The organism is Billgrantia hypersalina (assembly GCF_052584175.1).
In genome coordinates this window covers 285,501-307,968 of the sequence record NZ_JBMIQI010000011.1, presented here as the reverse complement: position 1 = coordinate 307,968, position 22,468 = coordinate 285,501, and the positions used below count along the sequence as shown (strand labels likewise).

Here is a 22,468-nt window from a genome sequence, read left to right as displayed (position 1 = left end):
CCTTACCTTTCAACGAGAGTGCCAAGAGGTTAGCCCAACATCCCACGGGAAGGGCAAGCGATGACTCGCCGCAGGAAGCCCACCAGCGCTTCTACCTGGACCATGCACGACGCCCAGTCGTCGCCGCCTCCCTCGAGATAGGCCCGTCTCGCCAACGTCATCGCAGCCCGGTGCTCCGGCGGCAGGCGCGCCAGGGCCCAGGCGGCAGCCACGTCCTTGGGCGCGACCTCCCCCGTTTCCCGGGTCATCCACATCCGCGCCAGAGTCAGCAGTACGTTACGCTCATCCCCTCGTAAACCGTCGATCAGGCCAGGCAGTGAATCGATGATAGCCCGTCGCAGGTCCGCCTCGGGTACCGGCGGAATCAGCTCCGTCAGCTCAGGCCCGTGCAGGGCCAGGCTCGCCTGCCTGGCGGTGGTCAATACGACGGCCAGGTCGGGGTCGGCTGCCGCTGGCGGAATGTGGCCCTGCTCGAAGTCTGACCGCAGCCATTCGCCATAGACCAGCTCGCTTCTCGGCGGATATTGCCAGGGCGCCAGCGCACGGCGACAGAGCACCGTCACTTCCAGCGGCCTGGGCGTGCCGTCGTCTTCAGGGCTGCCGGATACCTGCATCAGCGCCTCGACCAGGCGCCGTCGAGCCTGACCGGCGGGCGCCCGGCCAACGATTGCCAGCACATCCACGTCGCTGTTGGGGCGCAGGCCGCCAACGAGTGCCGAGCCGAACAGGTAAATGCCGATTACGGTCTCGCCAAGCTCGCGCAGCAGGATATCGCAAGCGGCCTCAGCTTCCTTCGGCAGCGTCTGCCCTGCTGCCCGTGAAGAGAATGTCATGACAACCTCCGTTCTGCCCATAGGCGATTCGCGGGTTACCGAGCGCCTGCAGCATGGGCCTTTTCGAACTTAACGAACCCTCGCGGCGCCGTTCATCATTAACTCGTCGAAAAGGTTGGAATCAATGCCGCTTGGCACCCCGCTTCGGTGTGACCTAGGGTTAAATGAGCTCCTTACGAATAGCCCCCTCGACCCTGACCACGAGTATTGCCATGGATGCGCACTCCTCACGAGGTATGGCCGGCTGGGCCGTCACCGTTCTTGCCTACGTTCTGCTGTTGCTCGGCCTGGCCATGGCGCTGGGGGGCGGTTACCTCGTCTACCTCGGCGGCACGCTCTATTTTCTCCTGGCCGGCATTGCCACGCTGGCGGCTTCCGTCATGCTCATGCTTGGTTTGCCCTCAGGAGTATGGCTCTATGCCGCCACCGTGGCGGGCACCTTCGTCTGGTCGCTATGGGAGATCGCGAGCAAGGGCTGGATGCCAGTCTGGCATATCGACCTGATGGCACGTACCGGGTTAATGGCAGTCCTGCTGGCTGTCGCCCTGCTGTTGCTGCCCGTGCTGTACCGCCGCGGTTTTTACCAGCCCACCCTGCCCTATGCCGGCCCGCTGCTCGGCGTGCTGATCCTGGTCGGCTACGCCGGCAGCGTGATATGGCTCGTCTTCGACTCCGGTCCCGACGACCCGACCACGGCGGCGGCCGAGGAGATCCACCAGCAGAGCGCTCCCGATTCAACCGACTGGGTCGCCTATGGCGGCACCAACCTGGCCCAGCGCTTTTCGGAGGCCGACCAGATCACGCCACACAACGCCGACCGGCTAGAGGTGGCCTGGGAGTTCCATACCGGCGACGAGCCGCCTAGCGACGCCGCCCCTTATGCCTTCCAGAACACCCCGTTGAAGGTCGGCGATAGCCTGTACGTCTGCACGCAGAGCAACCAGGTCTTCGCCCTCGACCCGGGCACCGGCGAGCCGCAGTGGCACTTCGACCCGGAAGTGGCGGAGGAAGCGCAAGAGCATGTCTTCTCGGCCGCCTGTCGCGCGGTGGCCTACTTCGAGGCCCCCGAGCCGGTGGAAGATTGCCCGCGCCGGCTGCTGCTGGGCACGCTGGACGGCCGCCTGATGGCATTGGACGCCGAGGACGGCACGCCATGCAGCGAATTCGGCGATAACGGCACGGTCGACTTGAAGGATCGCATGGATCCGCAGGCCCTGGGGCTGCTCTCCAACACCTCGGGGCCGACCGTCGTGAACGGCATGGTGGTGGTCGGCCACCAGGTCACCGATAACCAGCGCCGCGACGCCCCTTCCGGGGCAGTGCGCGCCTACGATGCGATCACTGGCGAATGGCAATGGACCTGGGACGCCGTATGGACCACGCCGGACAGCCAGCCTCCGGAGGACGAGGTCTATCCGCGCGGCACGCCCAACGTGTGGTCGGCCATCTCGGCCGACGAGGAGCTGGGCCTGGTGTACCTGCCTACCGGCAACCCCACCAACGACCAGTTCGGCGGCGACCGCCGCCCCGGCGACGAGGCGTTTACCGCCACGCTGGTGGCCGTGGAGGCCGACAGCGGCGAAGTACGCTGGAAATTCACCACAGTGCAGCACGACCTATGGGATTATGACCTGGGTGCCCAGCCGGCGCTGATCGACTTCCCTACGGAGGAGGGACCGCGCCCCGCCGTGGTTCAGGCCACCAAGTACGGCCAGGTATTCGTTTTCGACCGGGCCACCGGCGAGCCGCTGCTGCCCGTCGACGAGCGTCCGGTACCGCAGGGCACCATCGAGGGCGACTGGACGGCGGAGAGCCAGCGCTTCTCTCCGGGCATGCCCGACTTCGGCTCGCTGCCGGGACAGCCGGTAGAGGCGTTCACCGGCGCCCATACCTGGGGCACCACGCCCCTCGACCATCTCTACTGTCGCATCCAGTTCGAACGCATGCGCTACGAAGGCATGTTCACCCCGCCGACCCTCGATCATCCCGAGGGCATGCTGCAGTTCCCGGGTATTCTCGGCGGCATCAACTGGGGTAGCGCGGCCTTCGATCTCGAGAACGACCTGATGATCGTCAACAACAACCGAATGCCGTCGCGGGTGGCGCTCTACCCGCGCGAGGAAGCCGACGAGATGGAGAACATCGCGCCGATCGGCGAGGACGATGCCAGCTATATCGACCAGGAGGCACAGCCCATGCTCGGTGCACCGGTGGCCGCGGAGCGCGGTGCCTGGCTCTCGCCGCTCGACATGCCCTGCGCTGCACCGCCCTGGGGTTTTTTGAGCGCGACCGACCTGGGCAGTGGCGAGATCGTCTGGTCACGCCCGATCGGCACCAGCTTCGACCAGGGGCCCTGGGGGGTTCCCACGCGCCTGAAGATGACCGTAGGCGCGCCCACCAGTGCCGGCCCGGTCACTACCGCCGGCGGTGTGACCTTCATCGGCGCCACCATGGACGACTATATTCGCGGCTTCGACAACGCCACCGGCAATATGCTGTGGGAAGCGCGACTGCCCGCCGGGGGGCAGGCAACGCCGATGACCTACATGCACGAAGGTCGCCAATACGTCGTCATCGCCGCTGGCGGCGCCTTCCAGGCCGAGACTCGCCTGGGAGACAGCGTCATGGCTTATGCCCTGCCCGAGGAGCCAGAGGAGGAGTAGGCCGGCTCGCCTGCGAGGCGAGCCTCACTCGTGTTTATCGCCTCGGCCAAGAAAGCCATGAAGGTGCGGATACGCGTCACTCGGCGCAGGTCGGGGTGGGTCAGCAGCCACAGGTCGGTCGCGAGTTCGGGAATTGGCTCGCCGAGTCGTGCCAGGGCCGGCTCGGCATCGGCGAGATAGCAAGGCAGCACGGCACGACCCAGGCCGTCGCGGGCCGCGGCCAGCATGCCGAACATGGTATCGACGCGATAACGGCATGGCTCGTTTGCCCCTTGCTCGGCCATCCAGGCGTCGAGCGCCGCATAGCCCAGGTGACGGTCCGGTCCGACCCAGGCATCGTCGCCCTTCGCCGCGCCGCGCCGAACATAGGCGGCCTGGGCAATGACCCCGACCCGCCGCCCCACCAAGTGCTCCGGCGGCGACATCGAGGGGCGAATCGCCACATCGGCGTCGCGCTGGGAAAGATTGAACAACTGGTTGGAAACCGCCACCTCGAGAACGATATCCGGATGAGTGCGTTGGAAATCGGCAAAGATCGGCGACAGCAGCCCCATCAGCAGCGTATCGGTCGTGGTGACGCGAATCGTGCCGGAGAGACGCAAATCGCGCCCCACCACGCGCCGCTCGGCGCCCAGCACTTCGGCTTCGACACGGGCGGCGACCGCTGCCAGGTCCTCTCCCGCCGGCGTCGGTGCATAGCCTGAGCGCGAACGCTCGAACAGCGCCACGCCCAGGCGCCGTTCGATGGCATTCAGACGCCTGAATACCGTGGCATGGCTAGCCCCAAGCCGCCGTCCGGCGCCGGAGAGCGAGCCCGCCACGGCAATGGCTTGAATGACGCGCAGGTCGTCCCAGTGCAGCGACTGTTCGGTCACGTTCCCCCTCATCGACTCTCGGCAAGGCTTGTTTCCAGCCCCTGCTCAGAATTCGGTCACCACGGTCACGCCAACGCCCTGGAATTTGTCCATGTTCGTCAGCGCCTCGATCGACTGCTCAAGGTTGACCCTTTGGCCGACCAGCTTTTCGGGCGCCAGCTTCCCGGTCTGGATCATCTCGAGCATGGCGCCGTAGCGGTAGGCTTGCATGCCGTGGCTGCCCAATATTTCGAGTTCATTCGCAATGACCTTGCTCATCGGTATGGCCGGAGTACTGTGTTCGGCCAGCATGAGCCCGACCTGTACGTGCCTGCCACGCCTGCGCAGATTGCTGATCGAATTGAAACAGGTGCTGGGGTGCCCGAGCGCATCCAGCGACACGTGAGCACCGCCGCGCGTCAGGTCGATGACCGCCTCGGGAACACTTGCTACCTCGGAGGCATTGACGGTCGCGACCGCACCCAGTTCACGGGCCAGGTGGAGTCTGTCGTCCGCAATATCGATCGCCACGACGTTGGCGCCCACCGCATTGGCGATCATGATGGCGGACAGCCCGACCCCGCCGCAGCCGTGGACCGCCACCCATTGCCCTGCGAAGGCCTTGCCCTGGTCGACGACGGCGCGAAACGAAGTCGCGAAGCGACAGCCCAAGCTGGCTGCCGTGGCGAAGTCCAGCGTTTCCGGCAATGCCACCAAATTAATGTCAGCATGGTGAATGGCCACGTACTGGGCAAACGAGCCCCAGTGGGTGAAGCCAGGCTGGAACTGGTTATCGCAGACTTGGTGATTCCCCGAGTAGCATTCGGGACACGTGCCGCATCCACCGACGAAGGGGACGGTCACGCGATCCCCTATCTTCCATTTCCTCACGCCCTTGCCCACCGCCTCGACGACGCCCGCCAGTTCATGACCCGGCACATGGGGAAGCGGGATATCGGTGTCATGACCGACCCAGCCATGCCAGTCGCTGCGGCAAACCCCCGTTGCCATCACCTTGACCACGACGCCATGCGCTTCGGGGGTGGGATCGGGAACGTGCCGGATTTGCGGTGGAGCGGAAAAGGCCTCGTACACCACGGCTTTCATGCGAGTTCCTCTCTGGCAGACTGTTCAGTTATGCAAAGTCGGTTGTCATTTTTCGGGAATTTCGGATCGCCAGCGTACAGCATAGCCTGAAGACATGCACAGTACGCCAACGAACCGGAGCCCCGCCATGCATGCCCTGATCGTGTTCTGCCACCCCGAGTCCCATTCCTTCAACGGCGCCCTCAAGGACGTCGCCGTCGAGACCCTGCAGCGCCAGGGCTACAGCGTCGAGGTTTCCGACCTCTACGCCGAGGGTTTCGATCCGGTGGAAGGGCCGGCGCACTACGCCGAGCGGGCCGAGCCCGATACGTTCTTTCCGCTGACCGAGCAGCGTAGCGCCTTCGAGTGCGGCGCCCTGCCCGCCGACGTGAAGCGCGAGGTCGAGCGCCTGGAGCGCGCCGACTTGGTGATCCTGCAGTTTCCACTGTGGTGGCACGCCCAACCGGCCATGCTCAAGGGCTGGTTCGATCGGGTGTTCGTCTACGGCGGGCTCTACTCCGGCAGGATGCGCTACGACCGCGGCCGTTTTCCCGGCAAGCGCGCCATGCTCTCGGTGACGACCGGCGCCCCGGCGCCGACCTTCACCCGCCACGGCAGGAGCGGCCATATCGTGGCCTTGCTATGGCCGATCCACTACTCACTCTACTACCTCGGCGTCAGCGTGCTGCCGCCCCAGGTCACCTACGGCGTTCAGGGCGGCGGGCTGAGCTACCAGGACGAGGCGGCGTTTCGCAAGCGCCTGGAGGAGGAAAAGGCCGCCTGGTCACAGCGCCTGGAAGCACTCGACCACGAAACACCGATTCCCTTCGCCGGCTGGGATGATTGGGACGAACGGGGCGCGCTCAAGGAGGGCCACCCCGCGCGTTGGCAAGGGTGAGTCGGCCGGTTACCGCTGGGACAGGCGCTCGCGTAGTGGCTCGATTGCCACATCGCGCGGCTCGCCGTCGAAGTCGTCCCGGACCACTTCCTCCACACGTCGCTCGAGGTAATGCGCGGCACCATCGACCGCTTCAATGCGCTCGATATCTCCCAGCGACTCGATCAGCTGCGGCGTCAGGCGATCAAGCACTGGGCGCACCTCCTCGGCGAGATCGGGCGGGTCGGCGAAGGGCGAGCGCCCTTCCTGCAACCACTGGTGGTGCAGACGGCGCTGAACCTGCTTGCTGGCCTCGAACTGCTTTTCGAAGAAGCGGCGGGCGAAATCCTCGTCGACGCCGGCCGCTTCGGCATCTTCCGCGACCTGATCGAGAATTTCGGCTTCACGCTCCGGTGCCTCGATGGGCGCGCCGGAGTTCCACTTGGCCTGAGCCACCACTGGCGCCACGTCGAGCCGTTCGTCGATCAACACCAACATGCGGTCAATGGCCGCCTTATCCTCATCGGGCGGCTCCGGCGGCTGGGTCTGGCATCCCACCAGCAGCAGCATGATCAGCAGGAAAGGGCTCAATGGCCAGGCAGGTCGCCTACCGATGCTTGTCATCGATGTCTCCTCGTTTCGATGGATGGGGCAACGAAGGAGTGTGGCAGGAAATTGCGCCGCTGGCCTCCCCTTGGCAAGCCGGCTCTCAGGGCAAGTTAATCACAACAGGACTCAGCTGAGGCTCGCCTTCAGCCAGGCCTCGAAATCGTCCACTTCCAGGGGCCTGGCCATGTGGAACCCTTGCGCTTCGTGGCAACCCAGCAATTCCAGATAGTCGAGGGCCTGCTGCGTCTCCACGCCCTCGGCCACCACACGGTAGCCGAGGTCGTGCGCCATCCTCAGCATCGACTTGACCAGGATTCGGCTGCGTGGGCCCTCGTCGAGCCCCCTGATGAAACAGCGATCGAGCTTGACGATCTGTGCGGGAATGTCCTGCAAGTAGGCCAGGCTGCTGTAGCCGGTGCCGAAGTCGTCGATGGCGATACGAATGCCCGCCTGGCTCAGCGTGTCGAGCTGTTGCCAAGCGGCCCGCCCCTGGTCGAAAAGCGCGGTTTCCGTCAACTCCAGCTCGATGGCCGATTTCGGCAGGCCCGCCTGCTTCAGGCACGAGAGCAGGCGGGTGGTAAAATCCTCTTCGTCGAGATTGCAGGCCGAGACGTTGAGCGAGACGGTAAGGAACAGCCCCTGACGATGCCAGGACTGCGTCTGGGTGATCGAGGTATGCATCACCCACTCGGTGAGCGATCTGGCCAGCGGCGTATTCTCGATCAAGGGAATGAACTCGGTGGGCGAAACCTCGCCGAGTTCCGGATGGCACCAACGCAGCAGAGCCTCCGCGCCGAGACAGCGCCGTGTACTCAGCTCGATGCGAGGCTGATAGACAAGGCGCAGTTGATCGCTGGCCATGAGTGCAGCACGAAAATCGGAAAGCAGCCTGAAGCGTCGTCGATAAGCGGCATCCAACTCCTGGGAATAGACGCCCGCTCCGGCCTCGGTCTGGCGGGCATCCTGGCAGGCACTATGGGCGGTACGCAGGATATCGATAGCGGCCTCTTCTCCCCGCTGCAACGGCGCCACGCCGATGACCGGCCGCACCAGCACCGGCGCTTCACGAATGCACTCAAGCGACACAAGGGCCTGGCGCAGACGTAGCGCTTCCGCCAGCATTTCCTGCTCCTCGCCACCCTCCATCAGGTGGACGAACTGGCCTGGGCCGACACTGTAGAGCCGCCGCGTTTCACCCAACGCCTCCTGGAGGCCGCGTCCCGCGATCCGCACGATGTCGTCGAAGTAAGCGGGTCCCATGACCCGGTTCAAGGTGCTCACCTGGGCCACGTCGAGCACTTCGGTAAACAGGGCATAGCGCGGTTGACCGGAGGCGTCGCGGATCCTGTCTTCAAGGTCTTCTACGAACTGGCTACGATTCGGTAGCCCCGTGAGCGGATCGACACGGCCAATGGCGTGCTGCAGCTCGATCTGGGCCATGACCATGGCAGCCAGGTCTTGCAGTACCGCCAGGCCTTCCTCACTGATGTCGCGTGGCCGGGTATCCAGCACGCACATCGCCCCGAGGGTATAGCCCTCGGGGGTCTGCAGCGGGGCGCCAGCATAAAAGCGGATGCCTGACTGGGCCAACAGGCTGTCACGATAGGTTGGGGATTCGAGCAGATCGGGCACCACGAGCACCTGGGACTCGTCTGCCACCTCGCCGCAGCAGGCCTTGTAGCGAGGGATCTCCCAGTGTTCGACGCCTACCCGCGACTTGAACCACTGGCGGTCGGCGTCGGTCAGCGAAACCGCCGCGATGGGCATGCCGAAGAACTTGCTGGCCATGCGCGTGATGCGATCGAAGCTCTCGCTCGGCGGCGTGTCCAACAGGTTGAGCTGGCGCAGCGCATAAAGCCGCTCCTGCTCCTGGTCGCGAGTGTGAGGAATGGAAGGCATCGAGGGGTCCCTGCCAATTCGTGCCGGCGCCTCATCGGTCGGCGTTCCTTCGAGCCTAGTCAAATCCGGCTATCGCAACCATAACGTGGATCCCGCCGCTACCTGCCGGATCTGACGGCGCCGCCATTGGCCTCAACGCTCCCGCTGGGACTCCCGCCACTCCTCGGCCGCCTCCTCGACTCCGGGTTCATCACCCCGGTTGCGGGCTCCCTGGCGGTAGGCTTCCTCTTCGCGTACGTCATCGATAACGGACATCAGCTCGTGCATGTCCACGGTGCTGGTGTCATGTTCGAAGCAGCCCGTCAGCGGGCTCTCCGGGTGCAGCTCACCGGACTCATACAGCGCCCAGATTTCCTTGCCGTAATCGGTGGTAAGCAGCTCGGGAGCGAAGCGGCCGAAATAGCGGCGCATGTTGTCGACGTCCCGCTCGAACATCATCTCGGCGCTGTTGTTGCCGGCCGCATCCACCGCCTGGGGAAGGTCGATGATCACGGGGCCGTCGGCCGCCAGCAGCACGTTGAACTCGGAAAGGTCGCCGTGCACCAGGCCCGCGCACAGCATCTTCACTACGTCGCGGATGATCTTGGTGTAGTAATCGCGGGCCTGAACGGGACTCAGGGTCACGTCGTCCAGGCGCGGGGCGGTCAGCCCCTCGGCATCGCGGATCATCTCCATCAGCAGTACGCCGTCGATGAATCCGAAAGGCTGCGGTACCCGGACATCCGCCGCCGCCAGCCGGTAGAGCGCATCGACCTCGGCATTGAGCCAGGCCTGCTCCTGCTCCTTCTGGCCGTATTTCGTCTTCTTGGCCATGGCCCGTGAGCGGCGGCTGTTGCGCTCGCGGCGCCCCTCCTGGTACTGCACCGCCTGCTTGAAACTGCGCTGCTTCGCCTCCTTGAAGACCTTGGCGCAGCGACGCTCCCCGTGGGAACGCACGACGTAGACCTGGGCCTCCTTGCCGCTCATCAGCTGACTCTCGACTGATTCGATCAGGCCGTCGTCGATCAGTGGTTGCAATCGCTTGGGTACCTTCACCTATTCTCCTCTTCTCTTTTTCTGCGACCTACCAGCGGCCGATCAGCGGCTGACGCGCCGGGCGCGGAACGAGCGCCCCTTGAGTTTGCCGGTGCCGAGCTGGGCGAGGGCCACCTTGGCGACCTCGCGCTGTACGGCCACGTAGGCGCTGCGCTCCAGCACCTTGATCTTGCCGACCTGACCGCCAGCAATGCCGCCGTCGCCGGTCAAAGCGCCCAAGATATCGCCGGGACGCACCTTCTGCTTCTTGCCACCGTCGAGCTGCAGCGTGGCCATGGCCGGCTTGAGGGGCTCTCGAGCCAGCACGTCGCCCGGCGGCAGCGGCGCTTCCTCGAGCGGCTCGCCCAGGTATTCGGCCAGTCGCGCCAGCCGGTAAGTCTCCTGCTCGGTCACCAGGGTACAGGCCAGACCGGAGCCGCCGGCGCGTCCGGTACGCCCGACACGATGCACATGCACTTCGAGGTCACGGGCAATCTGGTAGTTGAACACCGCATCCAGCGCTTCGATGTCCAGCCCACGTGCCGCCACGTCGGTGGCCACCAGGATCGAGGCACTGTGGTTGGCGAACAGTATCAGGATACGGTCGCGGTCGCGCTGTTCCAGGTCGCCATGCAGCGCCAGGGCACTGAAGCCCGCCTGGCAAAGCGCATCGGCGACCTCCTGGGTCTCGCGCCGGGTATTGCAGAACACCACGCTGGAGCGCGGCCGATGATGCAGCAGCAACAGGCGCAGCGCGAAGAAGCGCTCCGCTTCGTCCGCCACCCGGTAGAAGCGCTGGCGGATGGTAGTGTGATCATGGGTTTCGGCCACCGCCACCTCGACCGGGTCGCGCATCATCCGCGCGGCAACGGGCCGGATGTCATCGCGATAGGTCGCGCTAAAAAGCAGCGTCTGGCGGCTGGCCGGCGTCTCGGCGACGATCGCTTCCATCGCCGCCTGAAATCCCATGTCGAGCATGCGGTCGGCTTCGTCCAGCACCAGGGTCTCGAGTGAACTCAGGTCGAGCGACCCCTTGCGCAGGTGCTCCTCTACCCGTCCCGGGGTGCCCACGACGACATGCGCGCCATGGGCCAGCGAGGCGAGCTGCGGGCCGAAGGGGGCCCCGCCGCACAGCGCCAGCACCTTGACGTTGGGCAGGGTGCGCGCCAGCCGCCGAATCTCGCCGGCGACCTGGTCGGCCAGCTCGCGAGTGGGGCAAAGCACCAGCGCCTGGACCCGGAAGCGCGTCACGACGAGGCGCGAGAGCAGCCCCAGGCCGAAGGCCGCGGTCTTGCCCGAGCCGGTTTTTGCCTGGGCAAGCACGTCGCGCTCCGCCAGCATCAGCGGCAGGCTCTGGGCCTGGATGGGCGTCATGCTGTGGTAGCCGAGCGAATCGAGATTGGCCAACAGCTCTGGCGCCAGCGGCAACGAGGCAAAGGCCTCAACGTTGGGAGAATCGGACACGAAATGAACCTGCGACAGAGTGAGGCGATTGCCGAGGCGGCAAGCAAACGAAGGGATGCCGGGAGGCATGAGCCGAGGGGATCAGAAGACAGGCAGAATAGCAGAAGTGTCGGGCGATGTCGTCCTGCCGACTGCGACAAGTCGTTGCAGGTCGCCATGGCCGCTAGCGCCGGCACGGCACGTGGCGCCATGCCAGCACATCACCCAGGCGTGCGGTAGCCTGGTCCGCCCCCGCTAGGAAGACGAAAGCGTGGGTTCGGTCGCCGCCTGCCGGGGCTCATCCATGCGCTCCTCCCAGCCGCCGGCCAACGCCCGGTAAAGTCCCACCAGCGCGGTGGCGGCACGCACGCTGCTCTGCACCAGGCCATCCTCGGCTTCCAGTCGCGAGCGCTCGGCGTCGATCACCTCGAGGAAATCGATCACCCCGACCTCGAAACGCACCCGTGCCTGGCGGGCCGCCTCGGCGCTGGCCTCAGCGGCCGCTTGCAGATGCTCGCGCTCGAGCAGCGCCTTGGCGTAGCGGGCAAACGCCGTCTCGGCCTCCTCAAGCGCCTGCAGCACGGTCTGCTCATAGCGCGCCAGGTTGGCTTCGGCATCAGCATCGGCCGCCGCCATGCGCGCCCGGACCCGGCCGCGGTCGAGGAACGACCAATCCACCCCCAGCGCCACCAGGCGGGTCTCGCTGTCGCGGCCGAAGAGATCGCCGGTGCTGGCGGCCTGGGTACCGAGCAGGCCGTTCAGGGTGAAGCGTGGGTAGAGGTCGGCAGTCGCCACGCCGATGCTGGCGGTGGCGGCGTGCAGCCGCCGCTCCGCCGCGGCGATATCGGGCCGTCGACGCAGTAGCTCACCAGGCAACCCGGTAGCCACCTTCTCGTGCAGTACCGGTAGCGGCGCGGGCGCCTCCAACCGGGCGATCAACGCCGCGGGCTCACGGCCGGTCAGTACCGCCAGGCGATGGGTGATGGCGGCGATCTCCCCTTCCAGCGTTGGAATGCGCGAGAGCGTGCTTTCCAGCTGCGCCCGGGCGCGTACGCTGTCGAATTCGGTGCCGCGCCCCGCCTCTAGCCTTGCATCGACCAACGCCAGCGATTCGCGCTGGTTGTCGGCGTTGGCTCGGGCCACGCGCAGCTGTTCCTGCAGGCCGCGCAGGCGCACGTACTGGTCGACCAGTTCACCGACGACGACCACCTGCATCGCGCGCACATCGGCGGCGGAGGCTTCCGCCTCGGCCTGCTGGGATTCCACGGCGCGCCGTACACGACCGAAGAAGTCGAGTTCCCACAGCGCCGCGACGCCGGCATCAAAGCTCTCGAAATCGCGCTGCGAACGCGTGGCTTCGGGCATCTGGTCGGCGCTGGCACGCTGATGGGCGGCACCCGCCTGGGCGGTGACGCTGGGCGCCAGCTCGCGGCGCGACTGGCGCAGCAGCGCCAGGCTGCGGTCGTGGCGTGCCAAGGCAATGCGCAGGTCGTGGTTGGCCTCGAAGGCCTCCTCGACCAGCTCGCTCAGCAGCGCATCGTCGAAACTGCGCCAGAACTCCCGCTCAGCGGCTTGCGTGGTGACGAGGTCCGGTTCGGCACGTACCAGGGCGGCGGGTTCGGGAAGAGCCGGCGCACGGTAGTCGGGTCCCACCGCACAGGCGGCCAGTGCCAGGATCAGCGGCAATAGTAGCAAATTACGCATGATAGGAGCTCTCCGTGGGCAGCGCTTCCGCGGGTTCGGCCCGGCCGCGCGTGGCCAGCTTGCGCAGGGCGACATAGAACACCGGGGTCAGGAACAGGCCGAACAAGGTCACGCCAAGCATGCCGGCAAACACCGCCGTGCCCAGCGCCTGGCGCACCTCGGCGCCAGCGCCCCCGGCCAGCATCAACGGCACCACCGCCGCAGTGAAGGTGATCGAGGTCATGATGATCGGACGCAGCCGCAGGCGGCACGCTTCCAGCGCCGCCTCGACGATGCCACGGCCCTGCATCTCCAGCTCGCGGGCGAACTCGACGATCAAAATGGCGTTCTTGCACGCCAGGCCGATCAGCACCACCAGACCGACCTGGACGAAAATATTGTTGTCTCCGCCGGTGAGCTTCACGCCGATCAGCGCCGAGAGCATGCACATCGGCACGATCAAGATGACGGCCAGCGGCAGCGTCCAGCTCTCGTAGAGCGCAGCCAGCGCCAGGAACACCAGCAGGATGGCGAGCGGGAACACCACCAGCGCCGCCCCGCCCTGGTTGACCTGTTGGTAGCTCAGGTCGGTCCATTCGAACGTCATGCCGGCGGGAAGCACGGCCGGAGCGAGGTGTTCGACCACGTCGATCGCCTGGCTCGAGGACAGGACGCGCGGGTCGGCCTCGCCCATCAGGTCGGCCGCCGGGTAGCCGTTGTAACGGATCACCGGGTCGGGGCCGAAGGACTGGTCGACGCGGATCATGCTGCCGATCGGCACCATCTCGCCATAGGCGTTGCGGGTACGCAGGCGTTCGATGTTGGCCACGTCCAGGCGGTAGTCGCCATCGGCCTGGGCGATGACCTGCCAGGTGCGGCCGAACCGGTTGAAGTCGTTGACATAGACCGAGCCAAGGTAGACCTGCAGGGTCTCGAACAGGTCGGTCAGCGCCACGCCCTGGGTCTTGGCCTTGACCCGGTCGACGTGCAGGTCGAGCTGCGGCACGTTGGATTGGTACGACGTGATCGGGTAGCCCATTCCCGGCGCCTGCATCAGCGCGCCGCTGAAGTCATCCACGGCCTGTTGCAGCTCGCCGTAGCCGAGCCCGGCACGATCCTGCACGAACAGCGAGAAACCCGAGCCCGAGCCGATACCGAGGATGGCCGGCGGGGTGAAAGCGAAGCTGAACGCCTCCTGCATGGCACCCAGCTTGCCGTTGAGCTCGCCGACGATCTCTTCGGCGCTGCGCGAACGCACCTCGAACGGATCGAGACCGAAGAATACCGTGCCGGTGTTGGGGGTATTGGTGAACTGCAGCGGGTTGAGCCCGGGGAAGGCCACCGCCGAACTTACCCCTTCGGTCTCCAGCGCCAGGTCTGTCATGTGCCGGATCACCGCCTCGGTGCGGTCGAGCGAGGCGCCTTCGGGCAGCTTGGCCCCGCCGATCAGGTACATCTTGTCCTGGGTGGGAATGAAGCCGCCCGGCACCAGCTGGAACATCACGCCGGTGCCCGCCAGCAACAGCGCATAGACGGCGAACACCGCGCCGCGCCGGCGAAGGCTGCGCGCCACGCCGTTCTGGTAACCCTTGGAGCTGGCATTGAAGAAGCGGTTGAAGGGACGAAACACCCAACCGAACAGCAAATCGATCAGTCGCGACAGCCGGTCCTTCGGTGCATCGTGGGGCTTGAGCAGCATTGCCGCGAGCGCCGGCGACAATGACAGCGAGTTGATCGCCGAGATGACCGTGGAGATGGCGATGGTCACCGCAAACTGGCGGTAGAACTGCCCTGTGACGCCCTCGAGAAAAGCCATCGGCACGAACACCGCGCACAGCACCACCGAAATAGCGATGATCGGCCCGCTCACCTCGCGCATGGCCTGGTGAGCCGCCGCCAGCGGAGCCAGCCCCTCCTCGATGTTACGCTCGACGTTCTCCACCACCACGATGGCGTCGTCGACCACGATCCCGATGGCCAGCACCAGGCCGAACAGGGTCAGGGTATTGATCGAGAAGCCGAGCAGGTAGAGCACGGCGAAGGTACCCACGATTGATACCGGCACCGCCAGCAGCGGAATCACCGAGGCACGCCAGGTCTGCAGGAACAGCGTGACCACCAGCACCACCAGCAGCACCGCCTCGAGCAGGGTCTTGATCACCGACTCGATGGAGTCGCGCACGAACACCGTGGGGTCGTAGACGATCTCGTACTCCACCCCATCGGGGAAGCGTTCGGCCAGCTCTTCCATCTTGTCGCGAACCGCATCGGAGAGCGCAATGGCGTTGGAGCCGGGCGCCTGAAAGATGCCGATGGCCACCGCCTGCTGGTTGTCGAGCAGCGCGCGCAGCGAATACTCGGCGGCGCCGAGCTCGATGCGCGCCACGTCGGAGAGATAGGTGATCTGGCCGTCGCTGCCGGCCTTGACCACGATGTCACCGAATTCTTCCTCGGTGGTCAGGCGCCCCTGGGCGTTGATCGAGACGAGGAAATCGGAGGTGGACGGAGTGGGTGGCGCGCCGAGCTGGCCGGCCGAGACCTGCACGTTCTGCTCACGGATCGCCGCGAGTACGTCGCCGGCCGTCAAGCCTCGGGCAGCGGCGCGGTCGGGGTCGATCCACACGCGCATGGCATAGTCACCAGCGCCGAACAGCATCGCCTGGCCCACGCCGGGCAGCCGGGCCAGTTCGTCACGCACGTGCAGTGCCGCGTAGTTGCGCAAGTAGGTACTGTCATAGCGGCCATCGGGCGAGATCAGCTGCGGCACCATGGTCAGATCGGGCGACTGCTTGTCGGTGGTCACCCCCTGGCGGCGTACCGCCTCGGGCAACCGCGCCAGCGCCTGGCTGACCCGATTCTGCACCTGCACCTGGGCCTCGTCCGGGTCGGTACCGGGGTGGAAGGTCAGCGTCATCGCCAGTACCCCGTCGGAGCCGGCCACCGACTTCATGTACATCAGATTCTCGACCCCGGTGATCGCCTCCTCCAGCGGCGTGGCCACCGTGTCGGCAATTTCCTTGGGGTTGGCGCCAGGATAGACCGCCCGTACCTGCACGGTCGGCGGCACCACGTCGGGGTATTCACTGACCGGCAGCAGCGGGATGGTAATCGCCCCGGCAATGAAGATAAGGATCGACAGCACCGCGGCGAAGATCGGCCGGTCGACGAAGAACTTGGCGAAATTCATGACAAGACTCCCTTCCGGGGCGGACGGTGAAGTCCGCCCCGAACACGTCGTTCAGGGGTTATGGTTATCCTTGGAGTCGGATTCGCTCAGCGCATCGCGGCATACTCGCCGGCCGTGCTACCCGAGCCGCGCATATCGACGCTCTCCGCCGCTACCGGCATGCCCGGGAAGAAGATGCGCTGGGCACCGCTCACCACCACCTGATCGCTCGGCTCGAGGCCGGCCGTCACCACCCTCAGCCCTTCGACCTTGCGCCCGAGTTGCACGTCGCGACGCATGGCCCGGCCCTCTTCGTCGACCACGTAGACGTACTTGCGATCCTGGTCGGTAAGTACTGCCTTGTCATCGATCAGCAAGGTATCTTCGGCGCTTCCCGCCAACAGCTGCACGCGGGCGTACATGCCGGGGGCGAAGCGCCCCTCGCTGTTGTCGAGCACGGCCCGGGTGAGGATGGTGCCGGCCTCGGCATCGAGCCGGTTGTCGACGAAGTCGACCACGCCGCGGTAGGGATAGCCCTCGTCACTGGCCAGGCCGACACGCACCGGCACGCCGCCATCGCGAAGGCTGGCCTGGCCGGCGCTGCGCGCCAGGGCGTCGTAGTGCAGGTAGGCCCGCTCGTCACTGTGGAAATGCACATGGACGCGATCCAGGGCGACGAGGCGGGTCAGCGGCGTGGCCTCGGAGACGAGGTTGCCCGCCGTGACCAGGGCCCTGCCAGCACGCCCGGAAATGGGTGCGCGGACCTCGGTGAACGCCATGTTGAGCCTGGCGGTCTCGGCACTGGCCTGGGCAGCGAGGATGTCGGCTTCCGCCGTGGCCGCCGCTGCCCGCCGCTGGTCAAGCTCCTCCCTGGAGATCGAGCGGCTCTGCGCCAGCGCTTCGGCACGAGCGGCCTCGCTGCGGGCCAGCTCGGCCCGGGCGCGGGCCCGCTGCAGCTCGGCCTCGGCCCGCTCCAGTTCGGCGCGGTAGGGGCGCGGGTCGATGGTGAACAGCACGTCGCCCTTCTCGATCTCCTGCCCTTCGGTGTAGTTGACGCTATCGATGTAGCCCGAGACGCGCGGGCGCAGGTCGACCGTCTCCACCGCTTCGATGCGGCCGGTGAAGGCATCCCACAGTTCTACATCCTCGACCAGCACCTGGGCCACGCTGACCTGGGGCGGTGGCGGACCCTGCTGAGCCCCCTCCTCCTGGTCGCCATCCGCCAGGCTATCGCAACCCGCCAGCACCATGAGTCCGGCAACCATGGCGGTAACCATGAGCGCTCGCCGGCCTTCTCGAATCGCGAACATCTTGTGGACGTTCATGTTTTCCCTCTCCCAAATACCCATTAGCGGTTTGCTGTGTCGTTCTTGATTCGCCGGCAAAGTACATCCAACGACTCATTTTTCTTAATTCTTCTTCCCTATCGTTATTGGTGTCGTTTGACGGCGTAATAAATCGACAACGGCAAACTTTGCCGAACGCCACCATATAGTGTTACCGGTCACTTGATTAGTCGGGTCGTTAGGGAAATACTGTCCCATTGGCGGGACAGTTTCCGTGCAGCCGTTCTCGTCTTCTTCGCAATTCCTTTCTCCCTCGACATGGCTTGCACGGCACAGGACAACAACCATGCTGCAAGACCTCAACGACGCCCTGATCTTTGCCAAGGTCGTGGAGCAAGGCAGTTTCATTGCCGCTGCCAAGCAGCTTCACCTTTCCAAGACCACCGTCAGCCGCCGGGTGCAGACTCTGGAACAACGCCTGGGAGCACGGCTGCTAAACCGCACCACCCGCAGGCTGAGCCTCACCGAGGCGGGCTCGATCTACTTCGACTATTGCAACCGCATCGCCCACGACCTGGGCGAGGCGGAAAAGGCCGTGCACCAGCTCGAGGAAAGTCCTCGCGGCTGGCTCAGGGTCACGGCGCCCTTCACCATGTGCACCGAGTTCACTTCGGTACTGATACGCGACTTCCGCCAGCTGCATCCCCAGGTGCGCATCGAGCTGGTGCTCTCCAATGAGCGCCTGGATCTGGTTGCCAACCAGATCGACGTGGCGCTGCGGGTAGGAGCCCTGCCGGACTCCAGCCTGGTCGCGCGCCCCCTGGCCCGCTTTCGCTCGTTCGTCTATGCCAGCGAGGCCTACCTCGCTCGCTACGGCGAACCCCGAGCCCCGTCGGACCTCGCCTCGCACCCGGTGCTGGCCAAGGCCATGGACCAGCGCGGTCAACGCTACGTCTGGCAGCTGTACAACAGCGCGAGCCAGGAAGCCGTCGAAGTGGAAGTCGATCCGGTGGCCATCGCCAACGACCCCTTCGCCCTGCGTGGCATGCTTGAAGATGGACAGGGCATCATGCTCGCCAACGAATTCGTCGTCTGCCTCGGTGCGGAAGCCACGCGGCCACGGCGCATCCTGGAGGGCTGGGAGGGCCCCGAGATCGAACTGAACGCCGTCTTCCCGGGAGGCAGCCTGATCTCACCCAAGGTACGAACCTTCGTCGACTTCGTGGTCACGCGCATGGAAATGCAGATGAGCGCTCCCAGCGATGCCTGGCAGCCACCGGTGCATGCCGCCGAGCCCGAGGAAGAGAAAGCGCTGGCCTAGGGCGGCACTCGCTCAGCTTTCCACCCCCAGCGGCCGGTCATGCTTGCGTTCTCCCTCTTCCTCGGTATCCAGCCCCAGGAAGCCGCCCGACTGGCGACGCCACAGCGAGGCGTAGAGGCCGTCGCGGGCCAGCAGCTCCTGGTGGGTGCCGCTCTCGACGATGCGTCCCTCGTCGATCACCACCAGCCGGTCGAGCATGGCGATGGTGGAGAGCCGATGGGCAATGGCGATCACCGTCTTGCCCACCATCAGCGCGTCGAGCTGCTCCTGGATAGCCGCCTCGACTTCGGAGTCGAGCGCCGAGGTGGCCTCGTCGAGCACCAGGATCGGCGCGTTCTTGAGCAATACCCTGGCGATGGCGATGCGCTGGCGCTGACCGCCCGAGAGCTTGACGCCTCGCTCGCCGACATGCGCGTCAAGGCCGCGGCGTCCCTGCGGATCGACCAGCTCGTCGATGAAAGTATCGGCATGGGCCCGGCGCACGGCCTCCATCACCTCGGCATCGGTCGCCTCGGGGCTGCCATAGCGAATGTTGTCGCGCACCGAACGATGCAGCAGCGAGGTATCCTGAGTGACCATGCCGATCTTGCGACGCAGCGACTCCTGGGTCACTTCGGCGATGTCCTGCCCGTCGATCAGGATGCGCCCGCCCTCCAGGTCATAGAAGCGCAGCAGCAGGTTGGCCAGGGTCGACTTGCCGGCGCCGGAGCGCCCGATCAGGCCGACCTTCTCGCCCGGCTCGATGGTCAGGCTCATGCCGTCGAAGACGCGTTTCTTCTCGCCTTCTGCCTCATCACCGGGGCGCGCATAGCCGAAGCGCAGCGCCTCGAAGCGTATTTCGCCGCGCGGTACGTGCAGCGTCGCCGCTCCTGGCAAGTCCTTCACTGCGGGTTCGCGAGCAATGGTGTTGATGCCGTCCTGTACCGTGCCGATGTTCTCGAACAGCCCCGCCACTTCCCACAGGATCCAGTTGGACATGAAGCGAATGCGCATTACCAGGGCGATGGCGACGGCAATGATGCCCAGCGACACGGCTTCCAGGTACCAGGCGCCGATGGCCACGGCCGCCACACCGGCCAGCAGCAGCGAGTTCAGCAGCGTCAGGCTCACGGTGAGCCCCGTGGCCAGGCGCATCTGGCGATGCACCGTGACCATGAACTGCTCCATGGCTTCGCGGGCGTAGGCCTGCTCGCGCTGGGTATCGGCGAACAGCTTGATGGTCTGGATGTTGCTGTAGCTGTCGACGATGCGGCCGGTCATCATCGCTCGGGCATCGGCCTGCTCCATGGAAACCCGGCGCAGCCGCGGCACATAGTGCCAGAGAATCGCCACGTAGCCGACGAGCCACAGCATCAGCGGAAGCATCAGCCAGGGCTCGGCCTGGCCCATAAGCAGCATGGCGCCAGCGAAGTAGACGAGCACGTAGACCATCAGATCCAGCAGCTTGGTGACCGTCTCGCGGATGGCCAGTGCCGTCTGCATCACCTTCTGCGAGACGCGCCCGGCGAACTCGTCCTGGTAGAAGGCCAGGCTCTGGCCAAGCATGTGCCGATGCGCCAGCCAGCGGCCGATCATCGGATAGTTGCCGAAGATGCCCTGGTGCATCACCAGAGACTGCATCAGCGTCAGCAGCGGCAGGCCTACCGCCACCAGAGCCCCCATACCGGCCAGGCGCCAACCGTACTCGGCGAAGAAATCTTCGCGCTCCGCGCGGGAGAGCCAATCCACCAACTCGCCCATGTAGCTGAAGAATACGACCTCGGCGGCCGAGACCAATGCCGTGAGCAGCGCCAGCATGGCCAGCAGCGGCAGCATCGGACGCGAGAAGTGCAGGATGAAGGCCAACAGCCCCTTGGGTGGCGTTCCGGCCTGCCCCGAAGGGTAGGGGTTCACCAATGTCTCGAAGTAGCGGAACATGACAACTCCATCGTCAAGGAAACTTAAGATCTATTCTCCTGAAAACCCTATTAGACTTTTCAAGCGAACTGACAGGATGAAGGCTAAAACCTGAACTTAAATTGAGGTCAAGCGTTAATGAAGTAAGGGAAGCAGGACACCATACAAACCTTCTTCACGCGAACGAAATCAATCTTGGTGATAGTCCTCATCAGCGCTTGTTATAAAACCGGGCAGAAGTAAAGAAATGGCGAACGAGGCCATGCATCATGACATGCGAGACACCCGACGAAACTTTGAAATCTCCTGAAGAGATATCCCGGCCACGCAGCAAGCCGGCTCCCCTCCCGCGTGACCTCAGCGTCGGCGAGGTCGCCAGGCGAAGCGGTCTGGCCGTTTCCGCCATCCACTTCTACGAGGCCAAGGGGTTGATCAAGAGCCGGCGCAACGCCGGCAACCAGCGTCGCTTCTCCCGTGACGTGCTGCGCCGCGTCGCGATCATCAAGGTCGCCCAGCGTACCGGCATCACCCTGGCCGAGATTCGTGCCGCCTTCGATACCCTGCCGGCGTCGCGAGCACCGACCGCCGCCGACTGGCAGCGTCTCTCGGCGAGCTGGCGGCATGCGCTCGACGAGCGGATCGGCCGGCTCACAAAACTGCGCGACCAGCTCGACCACTGTATCGGCTGCGGCTGCCTGTCGATGGAGGAGTGTCCGCTACGCAACCCCGGGGACACCCTGGCAGACGAAGGCGCAGGCCCGCGCCTGCTCGACCCCGATTGAACTATCGTTTAACCGTTCAGTTACGTTAAGGACGGGAGCTGCTATCTTGTGCTAAGCGCGCCTGGAGGGACCCGCCATGAACGATTCGCTGATTCTCTATACGAACCCCAAGTCACGCGGGCGAATCGCCCGCTGGATGCTGGAAGAAGTCGGCGCGCCTTATCGCACCGAAATCGTCGAGTTCGGCCCGGCCATGAAGTCGCCGGAATTTCTGGCCATCAATCCCATGGGCAAGGTGCCGGCCATACGACACGGCAGCGCGGTCGTGACCGAGTGCGCCGCTATCTGCGCCTACCTGGCCGACGCCTTTCCCGATGCCGGCCTGGCTCCGCCCCTCGCCGAACGCGACGCCTACTATCGCTGGCTGTTCTTCGCGGCCGGTCCGCTCGAGGCGGCCATGACGGACCGCGACCTGGGCATGGAGCCCAACGTCGACCAGCAGGGGCGTGTCGGCTACGGCACCATCGAAGCGGTACTGGAGACACTGGAAGTGGCCGTCAGCGAAAACGCTTTCATCGCCGGCCCCCGCTTCACCGCGGCTGACGTCTATCTCGGGGCGCACATCGGCTGGGGGCTGCAGTTCGGCGGGCTGGATCCCTGCCCCGCTTTTGCCGATTACTGGGCCCGTGTCAGCGATAGGGAGGCTTATCGGCGTGCCAGCACGCTCGATGACCAGATCGCACGTCAACGCCAGGCCGCTCTCTGAGCCTGGGCACGCCACCGGCACGCCCTAGCCGTGGTTGCGGGTCAGTGCGTATCGAAGGGCCGGGCCCATAGATCGTCCGGCTGATGGCGGCTGAGGATCTTCTCCGCTTCCGGCTTGGACTCGTCCGGAACGATCACCTTGACCTGGCCGGCCTCCTTGTCGAAATGGAGCTTCTCGCGCGGGAATCCTTGCGAAATCAGTTCGTCGTAGGCATTGGTGGCCTTCATGAGATCCTGATAGGTTGCCGTTACGGTCTGCGTCATGACCTTCTCCTTCCCGTTGCGGTGGCGACTGCGAGCCGCCAGGCTCGCTCCTTGCTTACCTCAGTATAGTGAACCTGGCGGCCAGGC

At 65.4% G+C, this 22,468-nt stretch carries 17 protein-coding genes; 5 read left to right on the top strand and 12 right to left on the bottom strand.

Annotated elements, in window-relative coordinates; all coding sequences use genetic code 11:
* Positions 1 to 29 precede the first annotated feature (29 nt).
* The gene (locus ACOJCM_RS08460; protein WP_445211619.1) at positions 30 to 833 is read right to left on the bottom strand and encodes an aminoglycoside adenylyltransferase family protein; all 804 of its coding nucleotides are present in this window, start codon (positions 831 to 833) and stop codon (positions 30 to 32) included.
* A gap of 212 nt (positions 834 to 1,045) precedes the next feature.
* Between ACOJCM_RS08460 and ACOJCM_RS08455 the strand changes: the two genes are divergently transcribed.
* Positions 1,046 to 3,496: a membrane-bound PQQ-dependent dehydrogenase, glucose/quinate/shikimate family gene (locus ACOJCM_RS08455; RefSeq protein WP_445211618.1), complete on the top strand. Its 2,451-nt coding sequence runs from the start codon at positions 1,046 to 1,048 to the stop codon at positions 3,494 to 3,496.
* On the opposite strand, the gene ACOJCM_RS08450 is transcribed toward ACOJCM_RS08455, so the two are convergent.
* Together ACOJCM_RS08450 and ACOJCM_RS08445 are read right to left on the bottom strand one after the other, a co-directional pair.
* Positions 3,463 to 4,371: a LysR family transcriptional regulator gene (locus ACOJCM_RS08450; protein ID WP_445211617.1), complete on the bottom strand. Its 909-nt coding sequence runs from the start codon at positions 4,369 to 4,371 to the stop codon at positions 3,463 to 3,465. The genes ACOJCM_RS08455 and ACOJCM_RS08450 overlap by 34 nt on opposite strands.
* A 45-nt stretch (positions 4,372 to 4,416) precedes the next feature.
* Positions 4,417 to 5,457, bottom strand: a complete 1,041-nt coding sequence (locus tag ACOJCM_RS08445) for a zinc-dependent alcohol dehydrogenase family protein (protein WP_445211616.1) — start codon at positions 5,455 to 5,457, stop codon at positions 4,417 to 4,419.
* A 127-nt stretch (positions 5,458 to 5,584) separates the two neighbouring features.
* Between ACOJCM_RS08445 and ACOJCM_RS08440 the strand changes: the two genes are divergently transcribed.
* Positions 5,585 to 6,334: an NAD(P)H-dependent oxidoreductase gene (locus ACOJCM_RS08440; protein ID WP_445211615.1), complete on the top strand. Its 750-nt coding sequence runs from the start codon at positions 5,585 to 5,587 to the stop codon at positions 6,332 to 6,334.
* Positions 6,335 to 6,343: 9 nt separating this feature from the next.
* Here ACOJCM_RS08440 and aroQ read toward each other — a convergent pair whose 3' ends face one another.
* The 7 genes from aroQ to ACOJCM_RS08405 form a co-directional block, all read right to left on the bottom strand.
* On the bottom strand, positions 6,344 to 6,937 hold the full coding sequence (gene aroQ, locus ACOJCM_RS08435; protein WP_445211614.1) for a gamma subclass chorismate mutase AroQ: 594 nt from the start codon (positions 6,935 to 6,937) through the stop codon (positions 6,344 to 6,346).
* A 111-nt stretch (positions 6,938 to 7,048) separates the two neighbouring features.
* A complete protein-coding gene (locus ACOJCM_RS08430) occupies positions 7,049 to 8,821 on the bottom strand; it encodes a sensor domain-containing phosphodiesterase (protein WP_445211613.1) in 1,773 nt (590 codons plus the stop codon).
* A 132-nt stretch (positions 8,822 to 8,953) separates the two neighbouring features.
* Positions 8,954 to 9,856: a PA4780 family RIO1-like protein kinase gene (locus tag ACOJCM_RS08425; protein WP_445211612.1), complete on the bottom strand. Its 903-nt coding sequence runs from the start codon at positions 9,854 to 9,856 to the stop codon at positions 8,954 to 8,956.
* 42 nt (positions 9,857 to 9,898) lie between these two features.
* A complete protein-coding gene (dbpA, locus tag ACOJCM_RS08420) occupies positions 9,899 to 11,299 on the bottom strand; it encodes an ATP-dependent RNA helicase DbpA (RefSeq protein ID WP_445211611.1) in 1,401 nt (466 codons plus the stop codon).
* Positions 11,300 to 11,533: 234 nt separating this feature from the next.
* Positions 11,534 to 12,982, bottom strand: a complete 1,449-nt coding sequence (locus ACOJCM_RS08415) for an efflux transporter outer membrane subunit (RefSeq protein ID WP_445211610.1) — start codon at positions 12,980 to 12,982, stop codon at positions 11,534 to 11,536.
* Complete coding sequence (locus tag ACOJCM_RS08410) at positions 12,975 to 16,148, bottom strand: efflux RND transporter permease subunit (protein ID WP_445211609.1); 3,174 nt, start codon at positions 16,146 to 16,148, stop codon at positions 12,975 to 12,977. Before ACOJCM_RS08410 ends, ACOJCM_RS08415 begins: the two co-directional genes overlap by 8 nt.
* Positions 16,149 to 16,234: 86 nt before the next feature.
* Entirely contained in the window at positions 16,235 to 17,404 is a 1,170-nt protein-coding gene (locus tag ACOJCM_RS08405; RefSeq protein ID WP_445212066.1) for an efflux RND transporter periplasmic adaptor subunit, read from the bottom strand.
* A 355-nt stretch (positions 17,405 to 17,759) separates the two neighbouring features.
* Between ACOJCM_RS08405 and ACOJCM_RS08400 the strand changes: the two genes are divergently transcribed.
* Positions 17,760 to 18,734: a LysR substrate-binding domain-containing protein gene (locus tag ACOJCM_RS08400; protein ID WP_445211608.1), complete on the top strand. Its 975-nt coding sequence runs from the start codon at positions 17,760 to 17,762 to the stop codon at positions 18,732 to 18,734.
* A gap of 12 nt (positions 18,735 to 18,746) precedes the next feature.
* On the opposite strand, the gene ACOJCM_RS08395 is transcribed toward ACOJCM_RS08400, so the two are convergent.
* On the bottom strand, positions 18,747 to 20,651 hold the full coding sequence (locus tag ACOJCM_RS08395) for an ABC transporter ATP-binding protein (protein WP_445211607.1): 1,905 nt from the start codon (positions 20,649 to 20,651) through the stop codon (positions 18,747 to 18,749).
* Between the two features lie 248 nt (positions 20,652 to 20,899).
* On the opposite strand from ACOJCM_RS08395, the gene soxR reads away from it, so the two are divergent.
* Both soxR and ACOJCM_RS08385 read left to right on the top strand, forming a co-directional pair.
* A complete protein-coding gene (gene soxR / locus ACOJCM_RS08390) occupies positions 20,900 to 21,412 on the top strand; it encodes a redox-sensitive transcriptional activator SoxR (RefSeq protein WP_445211606.1) in 513 nt (170 codons plus the stop codon).
* Positions 21,413 to 21,488: 76 nt separating this feature from the next.
* On the top strand, positions 21,489 to 22,118 hold the full coding sequence (locus tag ACOJCM_RS08385) for a glutathione S-transferase family protein (RefSeq protein WP_445211605.1): 630 nt from the start codon (positions 21,489 to 21,491) through the stop codon (positions 22,116 to 22,118).
* Positions 22,119 to 22,159: 41 nt separating this feature from the next.
* On the opposite strand, the gene ACOJCM_RS08380 is transcribed toward ACOJCM_RS08385, so the two are convergent.
* Positions 22,160 to 22,381: a hypothetical protein gene (locus ACOJCM_RS08380; protein WP_445211604.1), complete on the bottom strand. Its 222-nt coding sequence runs from the start codon at positions 22,379 to 22,381 to the stop codon at positions 22,160 to 22,162.
* Between the last annotated feature and the right edge of the window lie 87 nt (positions 22,382 to 22,468).